Origin of the sequence: Synechococcus sp. W60.1, assembly GCF_047461575.1 — a bacterium.
Lineage (GTDB): Bacteria > Cyanobacteriota > Cyanobacteriia > Thermostichales > Thermostichaceae > Thermostichus.
Genome location: NZ_JANSHL010000012.1, coordinates 17,004 through 35,737, shown reverse-complemented (window position 1 = coordinate 35,737; position 18,734 = coordinate 17,004). Strand labels below are relative to the sequence as shown.

The 18,734-nt window shown below is 56.6% G+C and carries 14 protein-coding genes, 1 tRNA gene and 1 pseudogene; 9 read left to right on the top strand and 7 right to left on the bottom strand.

The genetic code is table 11. The features are described 5' to 3' along the window. Nucleotides 1-55: 55 nt before the first annotated feature. The 3 genes from NW805_RS10780 (at nt 56) to NW805_RS10770 (ending at nt 1,892) form a co-directional block, all read left to right on the top strand. A complete protein-coding gene (locus NW805_RS10780) occupies nt 56-1,237 on the top strand; it encodes an aldo/keto reductase (RefSeq protein ID WP_414422477.1) in 1,182 nt (393 codons plus the stop codon). Between the two features lie 134 nt (nt 1,238-1,371). Then, the gene (locus NW805_RS10775) at nt 1,372-1,641 is read left to right on the top strand and encodes a DUF4258 domain-containing protein (RefSeq protein WP_011433139.1); all 270 of its coding nucleotides are present in this window, start codon (nt 1,372-1,374) and stop codon (nt 1,639-1,641) included. Further along, entirely contained in the window at nt 1,638-1,892 is a 255-nt protein-coding gene (locus tag NW805_RS10770; protein ID WP_011433140.1) for a DUF2283 domain-containing protein, read from the top strand. Before NW805_RS10775 ends, NW805_RS10770 begins: the two co-directional genes overlap by 4 nt. A 298-nt stretch (nt 1,893-2,190) precedes the next feature. Here NW805_RS10770 and NW805_RS10765 read toward each other — a convergent pair whose 3' ends face one another. Beyond that, a complete protein-coding gene (locus NW805_RS10765; protein WP_414342279.1) occupies nt 2,191-2,649 on the bottom strand; it encodes a gamma-glutamylcyclotransferase family protein in 459 nt (152 codons plus the stop codon). Between the two features lie 89 nt (nt 2,650-2,738). Between NW805_RS10765 and NW805_RS10760 the strand changes: the two genes are divergently transcribed. Continuing rightward, nucleotides 2,739-5,087 carry an AAA family ATPase gene (locus tag NW805_RS10760; RefSeq protein WP_414422476.1) on the top strand — a complete coding sequence of 783 codons (2,349 nt, stop codon included), beginning with the start codon at nt 2,739-2,741 and terminating at the stop codon, nt 5,085-5,087. Between the two features lie 227 nt (nt 5,088-5,314). On the opposite strand, the gene NW805_RS10755 is transcribed toward NW805_RS10760, so the two are convergent. Beyond that, nucleotides 5,315-5,388 (bottom strand) — tRNA-Pro (locus NW805_RS10755). A 290-nt stretch (nt 5,389-5,678) separates the two neighbouring features. Here NW805_RS10755 and rpsB point away from each other — a divergent pair. The 4 genes and pseudogenes from rpsB to queG all read left to right on the top strand — a co-directional run bounded on the left by rpsB (nt 5,679) and on the right by queG (nt 10,051). Further along, nucleotides 5,679-6,473, top strand: a complete 795-nt coding sequence (rpsB, locus tag NW805_RS10750; RefSeq protein ID WP_414351880.1) for a 30S ribosomal protein S2 — start codon at nt 5,679-5,681, stop codon at nt 6,471-6,473. Nucleotides 6,474-6,632: 159 nt separating this feature from the next. Beyond that, nucleotides 6,633-7,277: pseudogene (tsf, locus tag NW805_RS10745) on the top strand (translation elongation factor Ts); the annotation flags it as partial. A gap of 354 nt (nt 7,278-7,631) precedes the next feature. Beyond that, nucleotides 7,632-9,047, top strand: coding sequence for an amidohydrolase (locus tag NW805_RS10740; protein ID WP_414422475.1), 1,416 nt, complete (start codon nt 7,632-7,634; stop codon nt 9,045-9,047). A gap of 2 nt (nt 9,048-9,049) precedes the next feature. Further along, nucleotides 9,050-10,051, top strand: coding sequence for a tRNA epoxyqueuosine(34) reductase QueG (gene queG, locus NW805_RS10735; protein ID WP_414422474.1), 1,002 nt, complete (start codon nt 9,050-9,052; stop codon nt 10,049-10,051). A gap of 711 nt (nt 10,052-10,762) precedes the next feature. On the opposite strand, the gene dnaN is transcribed toward queG, so the two are convergent. The 4 genes from dnaN to pyk all read right to left on the bottom strand — a co-directional run bounded on the left by dnaN (nt 10,763) and on the right by pyk (nt 17,540). Beyond that, nucleotides 10,763-12,139 (bottom strand): DNA polymerase III subunit beta, encoded by a 1,377-nt coding sequence (gene dnaN, locus NW805_RS10730; RefSeq protein ID WP_414422473.1) that lies wholly within the window; start codon nt 12,137-12,139, stop codon nt 10,763-10,765. Nucleotides 12,140-12,879: 740 nt separating this feature from the next. Continuing rightward, entirely contained in the window at nt 12,880-15,162 is a 2,283-nt protein-coding gene (locus NW805_RS10725) for a RelA/SpoT family protein (protein ID WP_414422472.1), read from the bottom strand. Between the two features lie 150 nt (nt 15,163-15,312). Beyond that, nucleotides 15,313-15,543, bottom strand: coding sequence for a DUF4327 family protein (locus NW805_RS10720; RefSeq protein ID WP_414422471.1), 231 nt, complete (start codon nt 15,541-15,543; stop codon nt 15,313-15,315). A 137-nt stretch (nt 15,544-15,680) separates the two neighbouring features. Next, nucleotides 15,681-17,540 (bottom strand): pyruvate kinase, encoded by a 1,860-nt coding sequence (gene pyk / locus NW805_RS10715; protein WP_414383314.1) that lies wholly within the window; start codon nt 17,538-17,540, stop codon nt 15,681-15,683. Between the two features lie 170 nt (nt 17,541-17,710). Here pyk and NW805_RS10710 point away from each other — a divergent pair, with 170 nt between their 5' ends. Next, complete coding sequence (locus NW805_RS10710; protein ID WP_414422470.1) at nt 17,711-17,953, top strand: hypothetical protein; 243 nt, start codon at nt 17,711-17,713, stop codon at nt 17,951-17,953. Between the two features lie 87 nt (nt 17,954-18,040). Here NW805_RS10710 and NW805_RS10705 read toward each other — a convergent pair whose 3' ends face one another. Next, the gene (locus NW805_RS10705) at nt 18,041-18,703 is read right to left on the bottom strand and encodes a hypothetical protein (RefSeq protein WP_414422469.1); all 663 of its coding nucleotides are present in this window, start codon (nt 18,701-18,703) and stop codon (nt 18,041-18,043) included. Nucleotides 18,704-18,734: the final 31 nt, after the last annotated feature.

Below are 18,734 nucleotides of genomic sequence, written 5' to 3'. Positions count from 1 at the left end.
ATTACTCTCTCTATCCTAACATAAGATCAACACGACCTAGTCCAGGGGAAAAACCATGCAGTATCGCAGATTTGGGCGTACCGAGCTGCCTATGCCTGTGCTGAGCTGTGGTGGCATGCGCTATCAACACAGTTGGCAAGATACTCCTTGGTCAGGGATCCCAGCGGCAAGCCAGCAGAACCTGGAGGCGACGATTCGCCGGGCCTTGGAGGTGGGCATCAACCACATCGAAACTGCCCGCGGCTATGGCACTTCTGAAATGCAGTTGGGCCGCATTTTGCCGCTCTTTCCCCGGCAAGATCTGATTGTGCAGACGAAAATTGGCCCCAGCGCCGACCCGCAGCAGTTCCTGGCCAAGTTCGAGCAATCGATGAGCTACTTGAACCTCGATTATGTGGATCTGCTGGCCATCCACGGGTTGAATACCTGGGAAGACTTGGAGCACAGCCTGCGTCCAGGGGGGTGTCTGGAGGTGTGTCAGCGCCTGGTACGGCAGGGGCGGGTGCGTTTTGTCGGCTTCTCCACCCATGGGCCGACGGAGTTGATCGTGGAAGCCATACAGTCAGGGGGCTTCGATTACGTCAACCTGCACTGGTATTTTGTCAACCAGACCAACTGGCCTGCCATTGAGGCCGCCGCTCAGCAGGATATGGGGGTATTCATCATCAGTCCCTCGGATAAGGGGGGCAAGCTTTACGATCCGCCCGCCAAGCTGGTGCAGTTGTGCCAACCCCTCAGCCCGATGGTCTTCAACGACCTGTTCTGTCTGTCCCATCCCCAGGTTCACACCCTCAGCATTGGGGCAGCTCGACCCAGCGATTTTGATGAGCACCTGCGGGCGGTGGAGCTGTTGGATCGGGCTGATGAGCTGTTGCCGCCGATCCTGGCCCGCCTAGAGCAAGCTTTGATCGAGCAGGTGGGGGAACACTACGCCAAAACTTGGCACCAGGGCCTGCCTCGCTACGACCAAACCCCCGGACAAGTGAATATCCCGTTCATTCTGCTGCTGCGCAATTTGGTCTTGGCCTATGACTTGGTGGACTATGCCAAGAGCCGTTACAACCTGTTGGGCAATGCCGGCAGTTGGCTCCCCGGCCAGCGGGCAGACAAAGTGGATGCCGAAGCCCTGCGACCTTATCTTATCCACAGCCCCCACCGCGACCGGATCCCGGCTTTGTTGCAAGAAGCCCATCGCCTGCTCTCTGGAGCTGAGGTGAAGCGCCTATCTCAGAGCTAGCTTGCTCAGGGATCCCCCCGTTTGACGGTCGAGATCCGGTGGAGAAGATGATATGGCAAGGTTTACTCTTTAACCGCAGGAAAAAAAGAGTTGTCAGCTCCCGCCAGCGGCTCCTTATCTCATTTGGGTAGCTCGTGTTAGAGTCTGAGCACTTTCGGCTATCTGAGCATGCGTTGAGACGGCTGCAGCAGCGACAAGAGATCGCAAGCCAGTGGATCGAGAGAGTTCTGAGCTGCCCTGACTACGTACAAGTGGATCCCAAAGATCCTCAGCTCAAGCAAGCCTATGGTCGAATTCCGGAGTACGGCAATCGCCTCCTGAAGATTGTTTACGATGAATCAACGGATCCTTGGACAGTGGTGACTATCTTTTTTGATCGAACAATGGGGAAAAAGCTGCCATGAGACCTTTCATCGAGTTTGATCCTGATGTGGATGCTGGATATATTCGTTTGACAACAGCTCAAGTCCAAAGCTCAGAGGAGATTGCCCCTGGGGTTGTTTTGGATTTCGACAAGGAAAATCAACTGGTTGGAGTTGAGGTTCTCTCTGTTCATCGACAAATGGATAGCGACATTAAAATGCTTCCGCAAGAGATTCAAGACTACATCGTTTTATTGAGAAACTCCGTGTTGCAAGAACAGTTACTGAGTTAGATGAGAGTCTGGCAACACTAGCCCCACCGCATCTGTAGACGCAAGAGGAGTACCATTGCGATGGCCAGCCTTTTACTGTGGCCTGTTTGGCATGGTTGTAGGTGATTGAGATAACAGTCGCCGACCTTTCGGATTGCCAACGGATGTGCCGTCACTTTTATCGGATAGGCCGCACTCTCTTGGATCTGGACGCTGCCAAAACCGTTCGGGATCAACCCACCTGGTTTGAGACTCCATCTTAAGGTCAGGGGCAGGAACCTGTTTGCCAGCAGCCTCAATCCCCTTGGACAGAGTGCTCTCAGCCACCCAACCCCATCGCTTCAATTTGATGAATGTAGTCGGGGGGAAGCCCATGCTCTCGTGCCCCCTTCAAGATTCCTTGAAGATATCCCTCGCTTGGGATCAATGAATCATCAATGAATGAATCTCCCGCCACGTAAGTCATTGCTTCGATCACTTCACCCTCATCGCTTCGAACCTGAACCTGCTGGCGACGGTAATGACCTCCCGGAATTCCTTCATACCGATCCATCCTCTCCAGCCTGTCCGAGCTGCACAGATAGGCAACTCCCCACACAACCCCAGAGGGATCCCGGACAATGTTGGCCTTGCCGGTTCCATCGTTGCCGCGCTTGTTGAACGTCAGGCGGTATCCCTGCAAACGAGCACGCCTAGCTTCCTTGAAATCAACAGCACGGTGTCCCATCTGCTGGGCATCTAGGTTACTTCCGTATGCAAAATACCACTGCTCACTCATCTCTAGTTCCCTTGGTGTCGGGTGAACCCGCCTACCCAGAATTACACTGAGATATTGAGCACATTAGCATCACGGGATCCCGCCCCTCCATGAGCTACTTGGTTATCGACACCGAGGGCAACCCCAACCTGGAAGAGATCGCCCTTATCGACAGCAGCGGCAAGCTTATTTACCATGCCTACACCCAAGAATACTCGACCCACCACCCCCAGCCCAAACCTTTGGCCCAAATCGTTGCTGACCTGCGGCGCTTGGCACAAGGCAAGACTCTTGTTTTCCACCATGCAGATCACGACCTAAAAATCCTTAAACAAGCCTTTGACCAAGTTAACCAAGATTGGCTTCCTAACCCCATCTTCTGTACTTGGTCAGCCGCCAAGCAATGTTTTCCCAACCTTGCCGGTTACAGCCTAGAGTATCTCAGCAAACATCTCGGGATCCAACTGGAGAGCGGTTACTTCAACTCCAAACTGGCCCACGACGCCAGCTACGATGCCCTCTTTACCTACCACCTCTATCGCCACCTCACCCACGCTCAGCTCAAAGCTCAGAATATTCCCAACCCCTTTGCCAGCAGTAGAGTTGACAATCCCTTTCAGAGTTACCCCGACGAGGCTACCATCTATCAGTCTCAGTACCAGCAACTCACAGCCGTTCTCCAGGACATTCAACGGGATCCCAACCACCAGAGCCGGGGCGTTGTCCTACTGGGGGAACCTGGATCCGGCAAGACTCACCTAATCATGCGGGTGGCCCAAAACCTGCTGCGCCACAACCGTCTCCTGTTTATCCCTCAGCCCACCCATCCCGACAACATCTATCACCACATCTACAGCCACACCCTGGAATCCCTGCGAGAACAAGTTGATGCTCGTCACCATACTCAGCTTGATTATCTCGTTGCCAAAAGCTTTGTGGAAATCTTGAAAACTTCCCACCAAACTTCAAAAAATGAGGAGCTTCTCTCTATTCTCACTGCGGATCCCCTTAATCTCTTTCATCGCCTAGGAGCAGAAGGCAGCGAGCGTCGTCGTCAGCAATGGCAAGCCATTGAAAAACTGGTTCTGCGCTGGTGGGCAGAGCAAAACTTCCTTACCGGTTCCACCGAAAACATTCTCAAGGGCATCATCAAATACTGCAGCTACAGGGATCCCAACCGCCGTCATCAGATCATCCGCTGGCTCAGCGGTACCGACCTGGATCCCGAGGATACCGGCTTGATTGGGTTGCCCCCCTGGAGTGCAGATCTCGACCGCAACACCTTTGCTCTAGAAGGAATGAAAGTCATCGGTAGGCTCTCGCTGCTTGACCGACCTCTCATTATTGTCTTTGACCAATTGGAAGCTTTGGGCCGAGAAGAAAATCGAGATATCCTCCTCAACTTGGGCGATGCCCTGAAAGAGCTTTTTACCCGTATCCCCAACAGTCTGTTTATCCTCAATCTGTTCCCCGACCGTTGGCAACATTTCCAAACCCAATTTGACCGGGCCACCGTTGATCGTCTCTCCCAAACCGTTCTCTCTCTGGATCCCCCACCTGCTCCCCAGCTTCAAACCCTTCTGCAAACCCGTCTGCCCTCAGGGATCCACCTCCAAGCTCTCTTTACCGCCGATGACCTCAGCGATATCCTCAGCCAACCCTCCATCCGCGCCATTCTCAACCGAGCCTCAGCCTACTACCGCCACTACATCAACGGGATCCCTCTCCCTCCCCAGGTGCAAGTTGTACCCACTGCCAGCAATCTAGCCGCCCGTGTCCAGCGGCTCGAAACTGAGCTGCAAACCCTCAAACAACTGCTCATCCCCCTTCTTCCTGCCCAGAGTCTCCTTGCTGTAGCTCCGCCTCTCCAGCCACCCAGCCTCTCTGAGGATCCTGCCGAAGTCTTGGAACCCTACCTCCGTGATACCGAGGCCCAGCTTCGTGCCAGCTATCCCCAAGAGGCGATTATGGACAGCACAGCCGATATCGGCAAATTGCGCACCATCGGCAATGCCCTACAAGGGATCCATCCTGTCCCCATGAGCACCCTGAAGCTGGGCAAACGCAAACTTCCAGATCACCTCTATTTCTCCGCCCAGAAGCGGGTGATCGCCTTTATCCAAGTGGATCCCGGCAGCATGTGTGGACAGCTCAATAACTTCAACCAATTGGTGATTGCTCACCCTGAGCTTCAGTTTCTTTTGCTACGGGATGCCCGCCTTAAGCCTCCTTCCAAAAAGGCTACCGCCACCAAAGCGGCCTTGGCCGCCCTCAACAACAGCCCCAATGGCAAGTATGCTCTGCTCACCCAAGACGACCGCATCCATCTGGAGCTTATGCACAGGATGATCACCGACATCCAAAACCGCGACCTGGAAATCGACCTGACCCAAGCCGTTCGGTATTATCTTGACCACAGGGATCCCCCCCTTATTGCCTGGATCCTGGGCCGTGATTAAGCGCTCCAGATCCGTCGAAACCCCATGTTGTTCAAGGTCGGCTCCGCATCGGGATCCAGCACCGTAAAACCGGGATCCCATATTGTCCGGCCAAGCTTGTGACCTGATTCTTAAGGCTGCCGATCAACGGAGCCAATGGCAAGGGATTGACAGCGGAGCCAAAGTACCTCAAAGTTTCCGGCATAGTGGGCTTTGTCCGGCTCAAGCCCTCCCCTGATTACTCAGTATCGGAGCGGCGGGATTTGAACCCACGACCCCCACTACCCCAAAGTGGTGCGCTACCAAGCTGCGCTACGCCCCGACGCACTTACGGGTAGAAGCCCATGAAGTGCCTAGCTAGTTTAGCATCGGATCGCCGCCAGAGTTAACCCCAAGCTGCGGGATCCTGCGAAAAACGTGCTAGCCTGGTTGAGCTGTTAAAAAATCACACGCCTGAACCACCGGGTGTCCTAACAGCCCTTTCGCGGTTTGCTGCAACAGCTCCTGAGTTCCTTGCCAATGGGGGTAGAGCGCTCTGTGCAGGTAACCGGCGGGAAGGCCGTAACTGGGATCCGTTCGGGCGGAGGCTAACCCGTAGGAGAGGAAAAACTCATGAGCGTAGTCAGTTTGCCTCAACTGTTGGAGGCAGGGGTTCACTTCGGCCACAAGGCCAGCCGCTGGAACCCGAAAATGCGGCCCTACATTTTTACCGAGCGGAACGGCATCCACATTATCGATTTGGTGCAGACGGCCCGCTATCTGAACGAAGCCTACGAGTATGTGCGGGATGCTGCTGACAGGGGTTGGCGCTTCCTGTTTGTGGGCACCAAACGGCAAGCTGCCGGGATTATCGCTCAAGAGGCTCGTCGCTGTGGCAGCTACTACGTCAACCAGCGCTGGTTGGGGGGTATGCTCACCAACTGGGCCACCATCAAAACCCGCATCGACCGCCTCAAAGAAATTGAGGAGATGGAGAGCAGTGGCCTTCTGGATCGCCTGCCCAAACAAGAGGCCAGCCGTCTGCGGCGAGAGTTGGCCAGGTTGGAAAAGTACTTAGGCGGCATTAAAACCATGCGCAAGCTCCCCGATGCGGTGATCATCGTCGATCAGCGGCGGGAGGCCAACGCCGTTCAGGAATGTATCAAGCTGAACATCCCGATCATCTCACTCCTGGACACCAACTGCGACCCCGATCTCAGCGATATCTTCATTCCCTCTAACGACGATGCCATCCGAGCGATTAAGCTGATTGTAGGCAAGCTGGCGGATGCCATCTACGAAGGGCGGCATGGGCAGCTCGACACCGTTGAAGAGGATGAGTACGACTACGAAGGGGCCATGGATCTGGACGACGACATGCTGGAGGATATGGAGGACGAAGAAGAAGGAGAAGCCGACGAAGGCTAGAGCAAGGGCAGGGATCCCGTGCAATCCGGACGCCTCCCTGCCTATTCCCCATTCAGAAGCCTGTATTCTAGAAATCTAGGTTTACAATTCTACCGAAGCCCGCTCATTCTCACTCATATCCCGCCACATTCTTCCCGTTCTTTCATTCGAGGAGCCCTCATGAGCATTGATGCCAAACTGGTCAAAGAGCTGCGCGAAAAGACGGGCGCAGGCATGATGGACTGCAAAAAAGCCCTGGAAGATTCCGGTGGCGATATGGAGAAAGCCATCACCTGGCTGCGACAGAAAGGGTTGGCAGGGGCAGCCAAAAAGGCCAGTCGCGTCGCGGCAGAGGGGGCAGTTGACAGCTACATCCACTTCGGCAATCGAATTGGGGTGTTGGTAGAGGTGAACTGCGAGACGGACTTCGTGGCCCGCAACGAAGATTTCAAGAAATTGGTGCAAGACATCGCCAAGCAGATTGCCGCCTGCCAAAACGTAGAATACGTCAGCGTTGACCAGATCCCTGCTGAAGTGGTGGAGCGGGAAAAAGCCATTGAAATGGGCAAAGAAGATCTGGCCAATAAGCCGGAGAACATACGCGAGAAGATCGTGCAAGGTCGCATCGAAAAGCGCCTGAAAGAGTTATCCCTGTTGGATCAACCCTTTATTAAAGATTCCTCGATCACGGTGGAGGAATTGGTCAAGCAGCACATTGCCAAACTGGGGGAAAACATTCGGGTGCGGCGGTTTGTGCGCTTTGTCCTGGGAGAGGGGATCGAGAAAGAAGAAGTGGATTTTGCTGCTGAGGTTGCCGCTCAAGCCGGTCTCAAGCCGGCAGAGGCCCCCAAAGTGGAAGAGACTCCACCCGCTCCTCCTGAAGAACCTGCACCAGAACCGGCCCCTGCTGCCGAGAGCAAGCCGGCCAAAAAAGGCTCCGCCAAGAAAAAGAAATAGCCGGTCAAGGCTGAGCTGTAGGGCCATGTCGGCGGTGCAGAGGCGTTGAAACTGCGTTATGGAGAGTGTGGGCACCTCTATGTCGGCAGTTCTATAACCACTACGCTTGGGTATCCCTTGGGGGAAAGGCTAGGTTATGCATGCAAATGTTCTGATCCTCCCGCCTTGGCAGGGTTAACTCCAGCACGCTAAGGTAGCAGGCGGCCTTTTTGGATCCCGGGCATGAGTTTTATCTTGCGCAATGCGTTAATTCCCACCGCCACCGGCTACGAAACCGCAGATGTGCGAATCGAGGGGGAACGGATTGCTGCCATAGGCAGAGGGTTACCCGCAACGGGCGCAGACAGCCTGGAACTGGATGCCAGTAACCAACTCTTGCTGCCGGGCTTTGTCAATGCCCACACCCATTCTTCCGAAATGTGGCAACGAGGGATCATACCGCCCTATCCGCTGGAGCTGTGGCTGGCACAACTGCACGAGTATGCGCCGCCGGATCCGGAAAAAATCTATCTCAGCGCGCTGGGGACGGCGGTGGAAACCCTGCTGACGGGGGGCACCTCGGTGGTGGATCATCTGGCGTTGATCCCAGGCCAAGAGTTGGCCACCATTGAGGCGGCGGTACGGGCCTACCGAGAAGTCGGGATCCGCGCCTTCGTGGGCCCCTTGATCCAGGATCAGGCTCTCTCTCGGGGGTTGCCCAGCAGCTCCTCTTGGGATCGGGAGCCGGAAACCTATCCCCTCTCCACAGCAGAGGTGCTGGCCATTGTGGAAGAGGCGGTGCAGCGCTTTCACCGGCCAGAAGAGGGCATTACCCTCATGGTGGCTCCCACAGGGATCCAACTGTGCTCAGACGAGCTGTTCAAGGGCTGTGCGGAGTTAAGCCAGAAGTATGACCTACCCCGCCACGCCCACCTGTTGGAAACCCGCGCCCAGCAGATGTTGGCCCAGGAAAAGTACGGCTGTAGTGCTGTGGAGCATCTGGAGCGCTTGGGCTACCTAGACCGGAAAACTTCCTTGGCCCACTGCGTCTGGCTCAGCGATGCCGATATTGAAATCCTGGCCCGTACCGGCTCTACGGTTGTTCACAACCCCTTGAGCAACCTGCGCCTAGGCAGCGGCATTGCCCCCATCTTGAAATACCGCCGGGCAGGGGTGAACGTGGCCTTTGGCTGCGATGGATCCGCCAGCAACGATTCCCAGGATCTCCTGGAGGCCATCAAAATCGGCACCATCCTGCACAACATCACCGATCCCGACTACCGCCACTGGATTTCTCCCCGCGAGAGCATCGAGATGGCAGCCCGAGGTGGGGCCATTGGCCTGGGGCTAGGGGAGGAGCTGGGATCCCTGGAGGTAGGCAAGCAGGCAGATCTGGTGCTTTATGATCTCACCCCGCTGTCGCTGCTACCGCGCACGGATCCCATTGGGCTGCTGGTGTTGGGCCGGCCTACCCAGGCAGTCCACAGCGTCTGGGTGCGAGGAAAACAGGTGGTGGCCGACGGAGCTGTAACGACGGTGGATGTGGCTAATCTGCGACAGGAGTTGTTTGCTTGTAGCTCCTGGGATCCCTCCCGCCGCTCCCAGCAGGTGGCACAGCTGGAGGCCCGCTACCGCCGCGTGATGGGTTTGCCGGCATAGCCATGGCAGGAATCCCTGCGGGTTCAGAGGTCGACTGGGCCAGAGCCACTGCGCAGGTGAAACGACAGGCCCTGGCCCTGGGTTTTGACAAAGTCGGCATTGCCAGCATAGAGGATCCCCCCGACTTGCGGGGTCTGCAAGCTTGGCTGGCTGCGGGCATGGCCGCCGACATGACCTGGATGGCCGATCCCCGGCGAATGGATCCAGAGCGGGTGCTGCCAGGGGTGCAATCTCTGGTCTGTGTGGCCTTGAATTACTACACTCCCATCCGCCACAGCCAGGATCCCGGCAAGGGCAAGATCTCCCGCTACGCTTGGGGTCGAGATTATCACCGCGTGTTGGGACGGCGGCTCAAACAACTCCACCTCTGGATGCAAGCCCAGTTCCCAAATCATACGGGTCGATTCTACGTGGATACCGGCCCGGTTGCGGAAAAGCCCTGGGCCATGCAGGCGGGCTTGGGTTGGATCGGCAAAAACAGCCTGTTGCTCACCCGCGAGTACGGCTCCTGGGTGTTTCTGGGAGTGATCCTGACCACCCTGCCGTTGCTCCCTGACCAGCCCCACACCGCTCACTGCGGCACCTGTACCCGCTGCCTAGAGGCTTGCCCCACGCAGGCCATCGTCAGCCCAGGGGTGGTGGATTCCCGCCGCTGCGTTGCCTACCACACTCTAGAAAGCCACGCCGAGCGGATCCCTGCAGAAATTGCCCAGAACCTGCACAACTGGGTGGCCGGCTGTGACATCTGCCAGGAGGTCTGCCCTTGGAACCAACGCTTTGCCCAACCCAGCCGGATCCCGGATTTTCAGCCCTACTCTTGGAATGTTGCCCCTGATCTCCAGGAGCTGGCCCGGATCGATGATCGGGAATTCGACCACAAGTTTCCGGCCTCTGCCCTGCGCCGGCTCAAGGCCCACCGCCTGCGCCGCAACGCCCAAGCAGCCCTGGAAGGCAATTCCAGCTCTGCAGCTGGCAGCAACGATTTGGAAGCCCCCTCTACTTAACTTGGATACGCTTTCCTAGCAGGATCTTGCGGCCTCGAGGCCGGCGCCAGAAAATGGTGGAGCTATTGTCTCTGGGCCAGGGACGCAAGCTAACATACATGCCCTACCCTCTTTCTGAGGCCACAGTGCTGGGCCGCCATGGTCTTGCTCTCGTGGGAGCGGTTTTGCGCAAAGGACGTGTGGACTTGGTGCAGGAGTTTACCCACCGCTTTGTTTGAGCTGGATCGACTCAAACACAGTAGCCCCACCTAAAACACGGTCATTTCAAGCTAGATTAGGACACTGATACATTCACGCTGAACTCTCCTGAACATGGTTCAGGAAAGAAGCAATCGCATCCTGCCTATCTCTGAGCAGGAAGGCGGTATCCCGCAAAGCCCTGAGGAATACCCCCCGAGCGCTTTCCCCCTTCACTTCCCGGCAACCGTTGCGGTGGACTCAAGGATCAGAGGGAAACTTGGTCTACTATATCCCTCTCAATGACTTTTGCCAAACCGCCTAAAGCTCAGTAAATTCAGCAAAGTTCAGGGTTTTGGGGGTTAGAGGCATGCTCCCTGAACGCTCGGCGCCGCTTCCGCGACCATCCCTGGCTCCTTTCCCTCTGGGAGAGGGGGCAATGCAAACAACTGTAGATTTGTACAAACAACTGTAGATTTGTACTGAGATGACCTTGAGAGTTTTGGACTAGAGCTGGGTGGAGCTCTCCTAAGACTAGGTAGCCCGTAGCTGCACCGGCATAACCAAATAACAGAGCCGCATTGCCCCAAGGGGCTTCCAGATGGCCGGCTGCGTGGCGCCGTTTAGCTCCAGGCTCACCTGCTGCGTATGAAACACCCTGAGGGCATCCAGCAGGTAACGCACATTGAAGGCCAGCTCCAGGTCAGGACCAGACATCTGCACTGGCAACGATTCCTCGCCACTGCCCACATCGGGCGCCTCGGTGCTGATGCGCAGGGTTTGGGTTGCGGCAGAAAGATTGAACTTGACGATGTCGTTTCTTTGGGCAGCAAGTACTCCCACCCGCTCCAGCGACTCCATCAAGGGCCGACGCTCCAGGGTTACCTGCCGCTCAAATTGCTTGGGAATTAGGCGGTTGTAGTCGGGATATTGGCCCTCCAAGAGACGGCTGGTAATCCGCTGTTGGCACTGGGTTTTGCCGGCGCGAGGGGGCAGGACAAACTGCACCTGGGATCGGTCAAACCGCAATTCCACCGTAGAGGCCGCGGTCTGGGTGCCGAGGATGCGCTCCACCTCTCGCAAAGTGCGAGCGGGAATGGTGAAATCCAACCCTATTTCCCCATGGGCCGAAGCAACCGGGATCCCTTCGGCCTCCACCTGCACCATCGCCAGACGATGCCCATCGGTGGCTGCAAACTCCAGGCAAGGGGGATCCCCTGGCAAGAGCTTGACATGCACTCCTGTGAGCACCTGCTTGGTCTCATCTCCAGAGGCCGCAAAAAGGGTTTGGCCGATCCCCTGCAACAGGCTCTCGATGGGCAGCTCCAGGGCCTGAGCTGTTGGGCTTTCCTCCCCCACAAAATCGCCATCTGCGTCGGCGGTGCGGAGCGATATTTCCGGTAGGGTGGGGTACTCTTCAGCCGACATGCTGCGCACTTGGTACTGGCCGGCTGCCGACATGAGAATCACAGGGGCACTCTCCTGGGCTTGGCTGCTCGCGTCAAGAGTCACTGGGCCGCTGGGCAGACGGCTAACGATGTCGCTGAGCAGCTTGGCCGGCAGGGTGGTGCGACCGGATCCCCTGACCTGAGCCTCGAACTCGCTGCGAATGCACAAGTTCAAGTCAAAGGCGGTCAAAGCAACCCGCTGAGTTTCCGCGTCGGCCTCCACCAACACATTGGCCAAAACGGGCAGGGCGGGGCGGCTGGCCACAGCCCGTCCAACGGAAGTGAGGTGGTGGCTGAGATCGGCTTGCTCGCAGGTGAAGCTGAAACCCTCCGGAGACGAGTCCACGGCCCCGTCAAGGTATCCCTCCCCACGCTGAGGAGCTACAGTCTTACTGCTGCGCAACACTGCCGCAAATGACTCGGCCTCGAGTTCTCGATCCACAGGACGTTGAGCTTGCACCATGGGGGGCACTTGAGGGCTGCACACGCAGATCCTACACCGACTGCCCCGGTTGGATCCCTCCCCTTGCGGTCGAGTTTTGGAAAATTTGCCTCGCGCGTAGGACAGATCTGAAATTTCGATCCCTGCCTAATTTAATTTTTTGATCTAGTAGTAGTAGGGGCTGTGGAAACTGTGGAAAGTGATCGTCAACACCTTGCGCCATGAGCTTTTGAGCTTATTCCCCACCTGTGGAAAAACTGTGGATAACTTGGCCACTTTTCCACAGAGTATTTATACCTGTTAATAACTTGGGGGGTTTTTCCACAGGTTTTCCACAAATTTTTCAGGTTTTTCCACAGGTTTTCCACAGGCTAATGTTGTGATTTCCTGACAAATTCATAAAAATTAACACACAGTCAGTGTAGGATCCCGTAATGTAGTGAGTCCTCCCCCTAGATATGGCTGAGGATTCCACCGGAGCTGGGGCGGGCTTCGCTGGATTTCCACAGGTTTTCCACAGGCTGTCGAAGAAAGCCTGGGATATTGCTCTGGGCTTGTCGGCCTTGCCTGGCCACCTGTGAGCTGACACGGAATTTTTGGCAAGACCCCAGAGGAGCGGGAAAGCGCTCTGCGCACCAGAAGCAGCAAAGGAGGTCAGGATGAGGATGGGACAGCGCCTGACCCAAAATTGGGCTGCTGCAGGAGCGAGTCGCAATAGGGATGCGGTCTAGAGTCCGTACCCGCGAAGGGCCAGGCGTAGGTCAACGGGATCCGTTTTGGTGATGGCGGGAGCGCAGCACGATCACGTCAGAAAGCTGGCGCAGTTGACTTTGAACCTGGGTGAGCTGTTTTTTATCACGTACATCGATACAGAGATCGATCAAGGCGGTGCGGTTGGCAAAAGTTTGTACCTTGGCATTGCGAACATTGATACCTTGATCCGATAGGCGGGAAAGGATGTCCCGCAGCACCCCGACGCGGTCGATAACCTCCAGATGCAGTTCTACCGGGTAGATCTGGGTGCTCTGCCGCAGTTGCTCTTCGTTCCATCGTACCGGCACCAGCCGTTCCCCCGAAACCTGGGCTACCCTTGGGCAATCCCGGTGATGGATGCTGATCCCCTTAAAGCGGGTGACTACGCCCAAAATCGGATCCCCCGGCAGCGGGTTACAACACTTGGCCAACTGGTGTTTCAGACCCTCTACCCCCAGAATGGGAGATTGGGATTTGATAGAACTGGGAGCCGCAGAAGCCCGTGGCAACAACAGCTTGGATCCCTCAAGCGATTCCTCCTCTGTGGGAGCAGATACTGCCGGCCTGCTGACCTCCTGCAGCCGATGGATCACCAGCGTGGGGGTTGTCTCACCATAACCCAGAGCGGCTAACAAATCCTCTACACTGGCGTAGTTGAGCTTTTCGGCTACCTTCTGCATCCGCTCTGATTTGAGCAGGGCATCAAAGCCCGTTTTGCCCAGCTCCCGCTCCAGCAAATGCCGGCCCCGCGCGATGTTTTGCTCGCGATTGGAGCGCTTAAACCATTGGCGAATGCGATTGCGGGCAGAGCTGGTGGCAACGAAATTGATCCAGTCCAGGCTGGGATGGGCATTCTTGTGGGTAATGATCTGCACGATGTCGCCGTTGCGCAGGCGGGTATCCAGGGGCACGATCTTGTTGTTTACCCGCGCTCCTGCACAGTGATCCCCAATTTCGGAGTGGATGCGATAGGCGAAGTCCACCGGACAGGATCCCTGGGGCAGGGCCAGCAAGTCCCCCTTGGGCGTGAAAACGTAAACCTCGCTCTCAAACAGATTCTCGCGAAGGGTGTCCAGATACTCTTTGTCGTCTTTGAGGTCGTTTTGCCACTCCAAGAGCTGCCGCAGCCAGGTGAAGCGCTCCTCGTCCGCCTTGACGGTGGTGCTGCCGGCCTCCTTGTACTTCCAGTGGGCGGCGATCCCGTACTCAGCCACGCGGTGCATCTCTTCGGTACGAATCTGCACCTCCACCGGTCGTCCCTGCAGGCCGATCACTGCCGTGTGCAAAGATTGGTAGCGATTGGCCTTGGGCAAGCCAATGTAGTCTTTGAAACGCCCGGGGATGGGGCGAAAGCAGTTGTGAACGACTGCCAGCACCCGATAGCACTCGCTGTTGGTATGTACGATTACCCGAACTGCTGAGAGATCGTAAATCTCGTGAAATTCTTTGCGCTGCTGCTGCATCTTGCGATAGATGCTGTACAAATGTTTGGGCCGCCCGCTGATCTCGAAATGTTCCAGCCCCGCTTGAAGAAGGTTCTGCCGCAGCTCTTCAATAAAAGCTTGAATCTCTGCCTCTCGCTCGGCGCGCTTGGCATTGACCAATTCCTGGATCTTCCGGTAAGCTTCGTAGTCCAGATACTTAAAAGCCAGGTCCTCCAGTTCCCATTTGAAATGCCAGATCCCCAGCCGGTTGGCCAAAGGGGCGAAAATTTCCATTGTTTCGGCTGCAATCTGCCGTTGCTTGCTGGGGGAGAGATACTGCAGGGTGCGCATGTTGTGCAAGCGATCCGCCAGCTTGACCACGATGACTCGAATGTCTTTGGCCATGGCCACAAACATGCGGCGGAAATTTTCCGCTTGCTGCTCGGTTTTGCTGGAGAAATTGAACTTGGAGAGTTTGGTAACCCCCTCTACCAGTAGGCGAACTTCAGAGCCAAATTCGGCTTCCAGGGCCTCTAGAGTAACTTCTGTATCTTCGACAACATCGTGCAAAAGGCCGGCTGCCACTGTCACCGCATCCCCCCCCAGCTCCCGCAGGAGAGTAGCCACGGCTACCGGATGGGCAATGTAGGGATCCCCCGATTTGCGTTTTTGGCCCTGATGCAAACAATAGGAAAACTCAAAGGCACGGCGCAGCAGATCGGCTTCTTCAGCCGTGTAAGGCCGCAGCCCATCGCCGGGATCCTCGGCACCGGAAAGCAGAGCACGCAGCCACCCTGGCACCTCAAAACCGAGGCTATTCAGGTCGAGACCTCCATCTGAGGTGGCAATGACAGCCGTCTGACCCATGCGAACCCGGCGAAAAGGGATGTTTGATTACTGACTATAGTTCATCCAGCTTAACCGCCGACAGATCAAGAGGGAAAAAACGGGTGGAATAGAAAGAAGCATTGGCTGTCTGCCAACGCCGACCGCTTGCCATCCTCGGCAGATCGAGGCTTAGTCTTCGCCCCACTCCTCGCAGTCGCCGATTAAATCGCAGAGAGGATCCGAGGGGCAGTAGTCTTGCAGCTCCAGCTCTTGGGCAATCGCCTGCCACTCCCGCTGCGGGAAGAAGGGTTGCAGGTGGGCAATGGCTTCGGAGCGGCGTAAGACCCCCTGCTGAATGAGGCGACGAGCTTCCTCCTGGATGGCCTCAACCGCATAGTGGGTGGCTTGTAAAGTGGGCATAGCTTAACCTACACGTGGGATGAATGGGACGCACCGAGGGGTCGGGAAAATCTTGCCCTGTCACCCCCATCATAGAACTGGGTCTCGTTTCGTAGCAAGAGATACAAGTTTGTATTGCAGGCAACCTTAAGGCCCGCTTAAAAGCCTAAGCCATCGGCTCCCGCAGTCACTATGCCTTTTTCTGGGTTCAGAGTGACGATGGATCCATCCCGGATTAAGCGGGTGGCATCCTTGACCCCCACCAGCACCGGCACCCCCAGCCGCAGGCCAATGACCGCCGCATGAGAGGAAGCTCCCTCTTCCTCGGTAATCACCCCGGCTGCCTGTTTGATGGCCTCCACATAGTTGGCGTCGGTGGATTGGGCAACCAAAATGTCTCCGGCGGTGATTTTGCCGGCATCGAGGCTGGATCTCAAGATGCGGGCCGGGCCGCTGACAATGCCTTTGCCAAACCCTTTGCCTTGAGCCACCACCGCTTTCACCACATCCACCTTGATCAGGTCGGTGGATCCCGCAACGCCTGGCAGGGTTCCTGCACTGAGCACCACCAAGTCGCCATCCTTGAGCAAGCCATCTTCCTGAGCCAAGCTGATGGCCGCTTGAAAGGTCTGGCGGGTGGTGGCCAAATCCATAACCAACAGCGGATGTACCCCCCAAACCAACTGCAGCCGCCGTGCCACTTCCACATGGGGGGTTACGGCTAGGATGGGAGTGCGGGGGCGAAACTTAGAGACATTGCGAGCGGTAGCCCCCGTTTTGGTCAGGGTCATCACGGCTACGGCATCCAACTCCTGGGCGATCTCCCCCACGGCGCGGCTAATCGAGTCGGTGATCAGGGTTTTGGGCCGCATCCCGGCAGGACTGTTGCCGTTGTTTTGGCTCAGCTCCTGCATGGCAAGGGTGCGAAGGCGTTGTCGTCGGTCGGCGGAGGTCAGGTCAAAGTAATCGCGCTCGGTGCGCACGGCAATGCGGGCCATGGTGGCAACGGCCTCGACAGGGTATTTGCCCACAGCCGTCTCGTTGGAGAGCATGACGGCATCGGTGCCATCCAAAATGGCGTTGGCCACATCGGAGATCTCGGCACGGGTGGGCCGGGGGCTGTGCACCATGCTGTCCAGCATTTGGGTGGCCGTAATCACCGGGATCCCCAGGGAGTTGGCCAGGGCGATCACCCGCTTCTGCAGGATCGGCACCTCTTCCGCAGGCAGCTCTACCCCCAGATCTCCCCGCGCCACCATCACACCGTCGCTGAGGGCCAAAATCTGGGGCAGCTGTTCAATGGCCTCGTGTTTCTCGATCTTGACGATGATGGGTACCCGCTTGTCGGCTGAGCCGGAAGAAGGCCGTTTGGCAGAGGCGATGAGCTCCCGCAGCTCCAGCACATCAGAGGGATCCCGCACAAAGCTGAGGGCCACCCAATCCACCCCTTGGTTGAGGCCGAAGTAGAGATCTTCTTTATCCTTTGGGGTCACGGCGCGGATGCTCAGGCGCACACCGGGGAAATTGACCCCCTTGTTGTTGGAGAGGGTACCCCCGACAATGGTGCGGCAGAAGAGTTCGCCCGCTTCCGGATCCACGGCTTCCACCCGCATCTCCACTCGACCATCGTCGATGAGGATCGTCGCTCCTTCGGGCACTTCCTGGGCCAGCTTGTCGTAGGTGACCCAACTGCGCTCTTGGGATCCCAAGACGGGTTTACTGGTCAACACAAAGGGATCCCCAGCCTTGAGGGTGATCGAGCCTTCGGCGAACTTGCCCAAGCGGATTTTCGGCCCCTGCAGGTCTTGCAAAATGGCGACCTGGATGCCCAGATCCATCGCGGTTTGGCGGATCAGGCGAATGCTGCGGCGGTGTAGCTCGTGATCCCCATGGGAGAAGTTCAGGCGAAGGGTGGTTGCCCCTTGCAGGATCATCTCCCTGAGAATGGCTGGATTTGAGCTGGCAGGGCCGATGGTGGCAACAATTTTGGTGCGTCGAAAAGAATCCCTCAAATGCATGTCCACTGTTCCCAAGGGAGAGCAGCCCAGATCCTTCCCCCACATAGGGATCTCTCTGATTACGATAACCCGTTATGTCTTTTTTGAGGCACCGCTTTTTTAAAATCCCCAGCGAGAGAGGATGGGAAAATAGGCAAAGCAGAGTGTAGAGATCCATCTGGAGTCGAGCGATGCCGGTTGCCCCCGAATACGCCTTCCCCTTCGAGCACCATCAGAAGTTCTCTCTGGATAACCCCACTATCTCCAGCCCAGGGGTTTCCAAGCGGGAATACATAGCCAGCAGAGTACTGCAGGGTATCGTGAGCAATCCCCAGACTCCTGTTGGCGATTTGTCTCCTGAGCAACGACAGGCTTTGGTCTATACGGCGGTGTTGTTGGCAGATGATTTGTTGGCCGCTCTCAGCGCCCAGTAGATCAGCACCCAGTAGAGAGGCCACCCTCTGCGGTTGAGGTTTAGGCTGAGGTTAGCTGCTTGCGGCAGCGGGCCGTAGGCTCTGCTACTACATACGCCGCAGCCGTTGAGTCAACTCTTCCCCCAAGCGCATCCATTCTGCCATCCCTTCGGGACTCACCTGTCGGTCATTCTGCCAGAGAATGAGGTGGGCGCCAGCTCCTTCGGCACAATAGTTGGGATGTTGCTCCAAAAAACTGAGGACGCCGGGATGAAAACGTAGCCGAACTTGAGCTTCATCCTGTCCTCGCAAGAGATAGCTCCGAGAAAACTTAGGGTGGCTCTCGAAGTTGATATCTTGCATGCCAAAAGCTTTGGCGATGCCGTGGAAAAAGGCATTTTCGGGGTGCAGCCGAAAACGCGGCAGATGAAGATCCTCGTGATAGGCGTAGAAGACGGACTGGCGATAAGTGCTGGAACTCTTGCCACTGCCGCGGGTGTATTGGTAATCAAAAACGGTAATCTCAGTGCCATCGATCAGCCGCTTGGACATCGAATTATAGAAACGCCGCCCATGGCTTCGTTCAAACAGTCCAAAGCCTGCTTGCAACAAGCGAGATCGAATCTCTTCAGGCAACTGGGCAGAAAAGCGCATTCCTAGCTGTGCAGCTACCCGCTCCAGAGCTTCTCGACGTTTCTTTTCGTGGTAAAGGGCTAGAGCCAAGATCCCGGCAGCCAGAGCTAAAAACAAGATAAAAATAAGCAACCCCATACTGTCTCCCTCGGCTTACAGACTGCAGCGC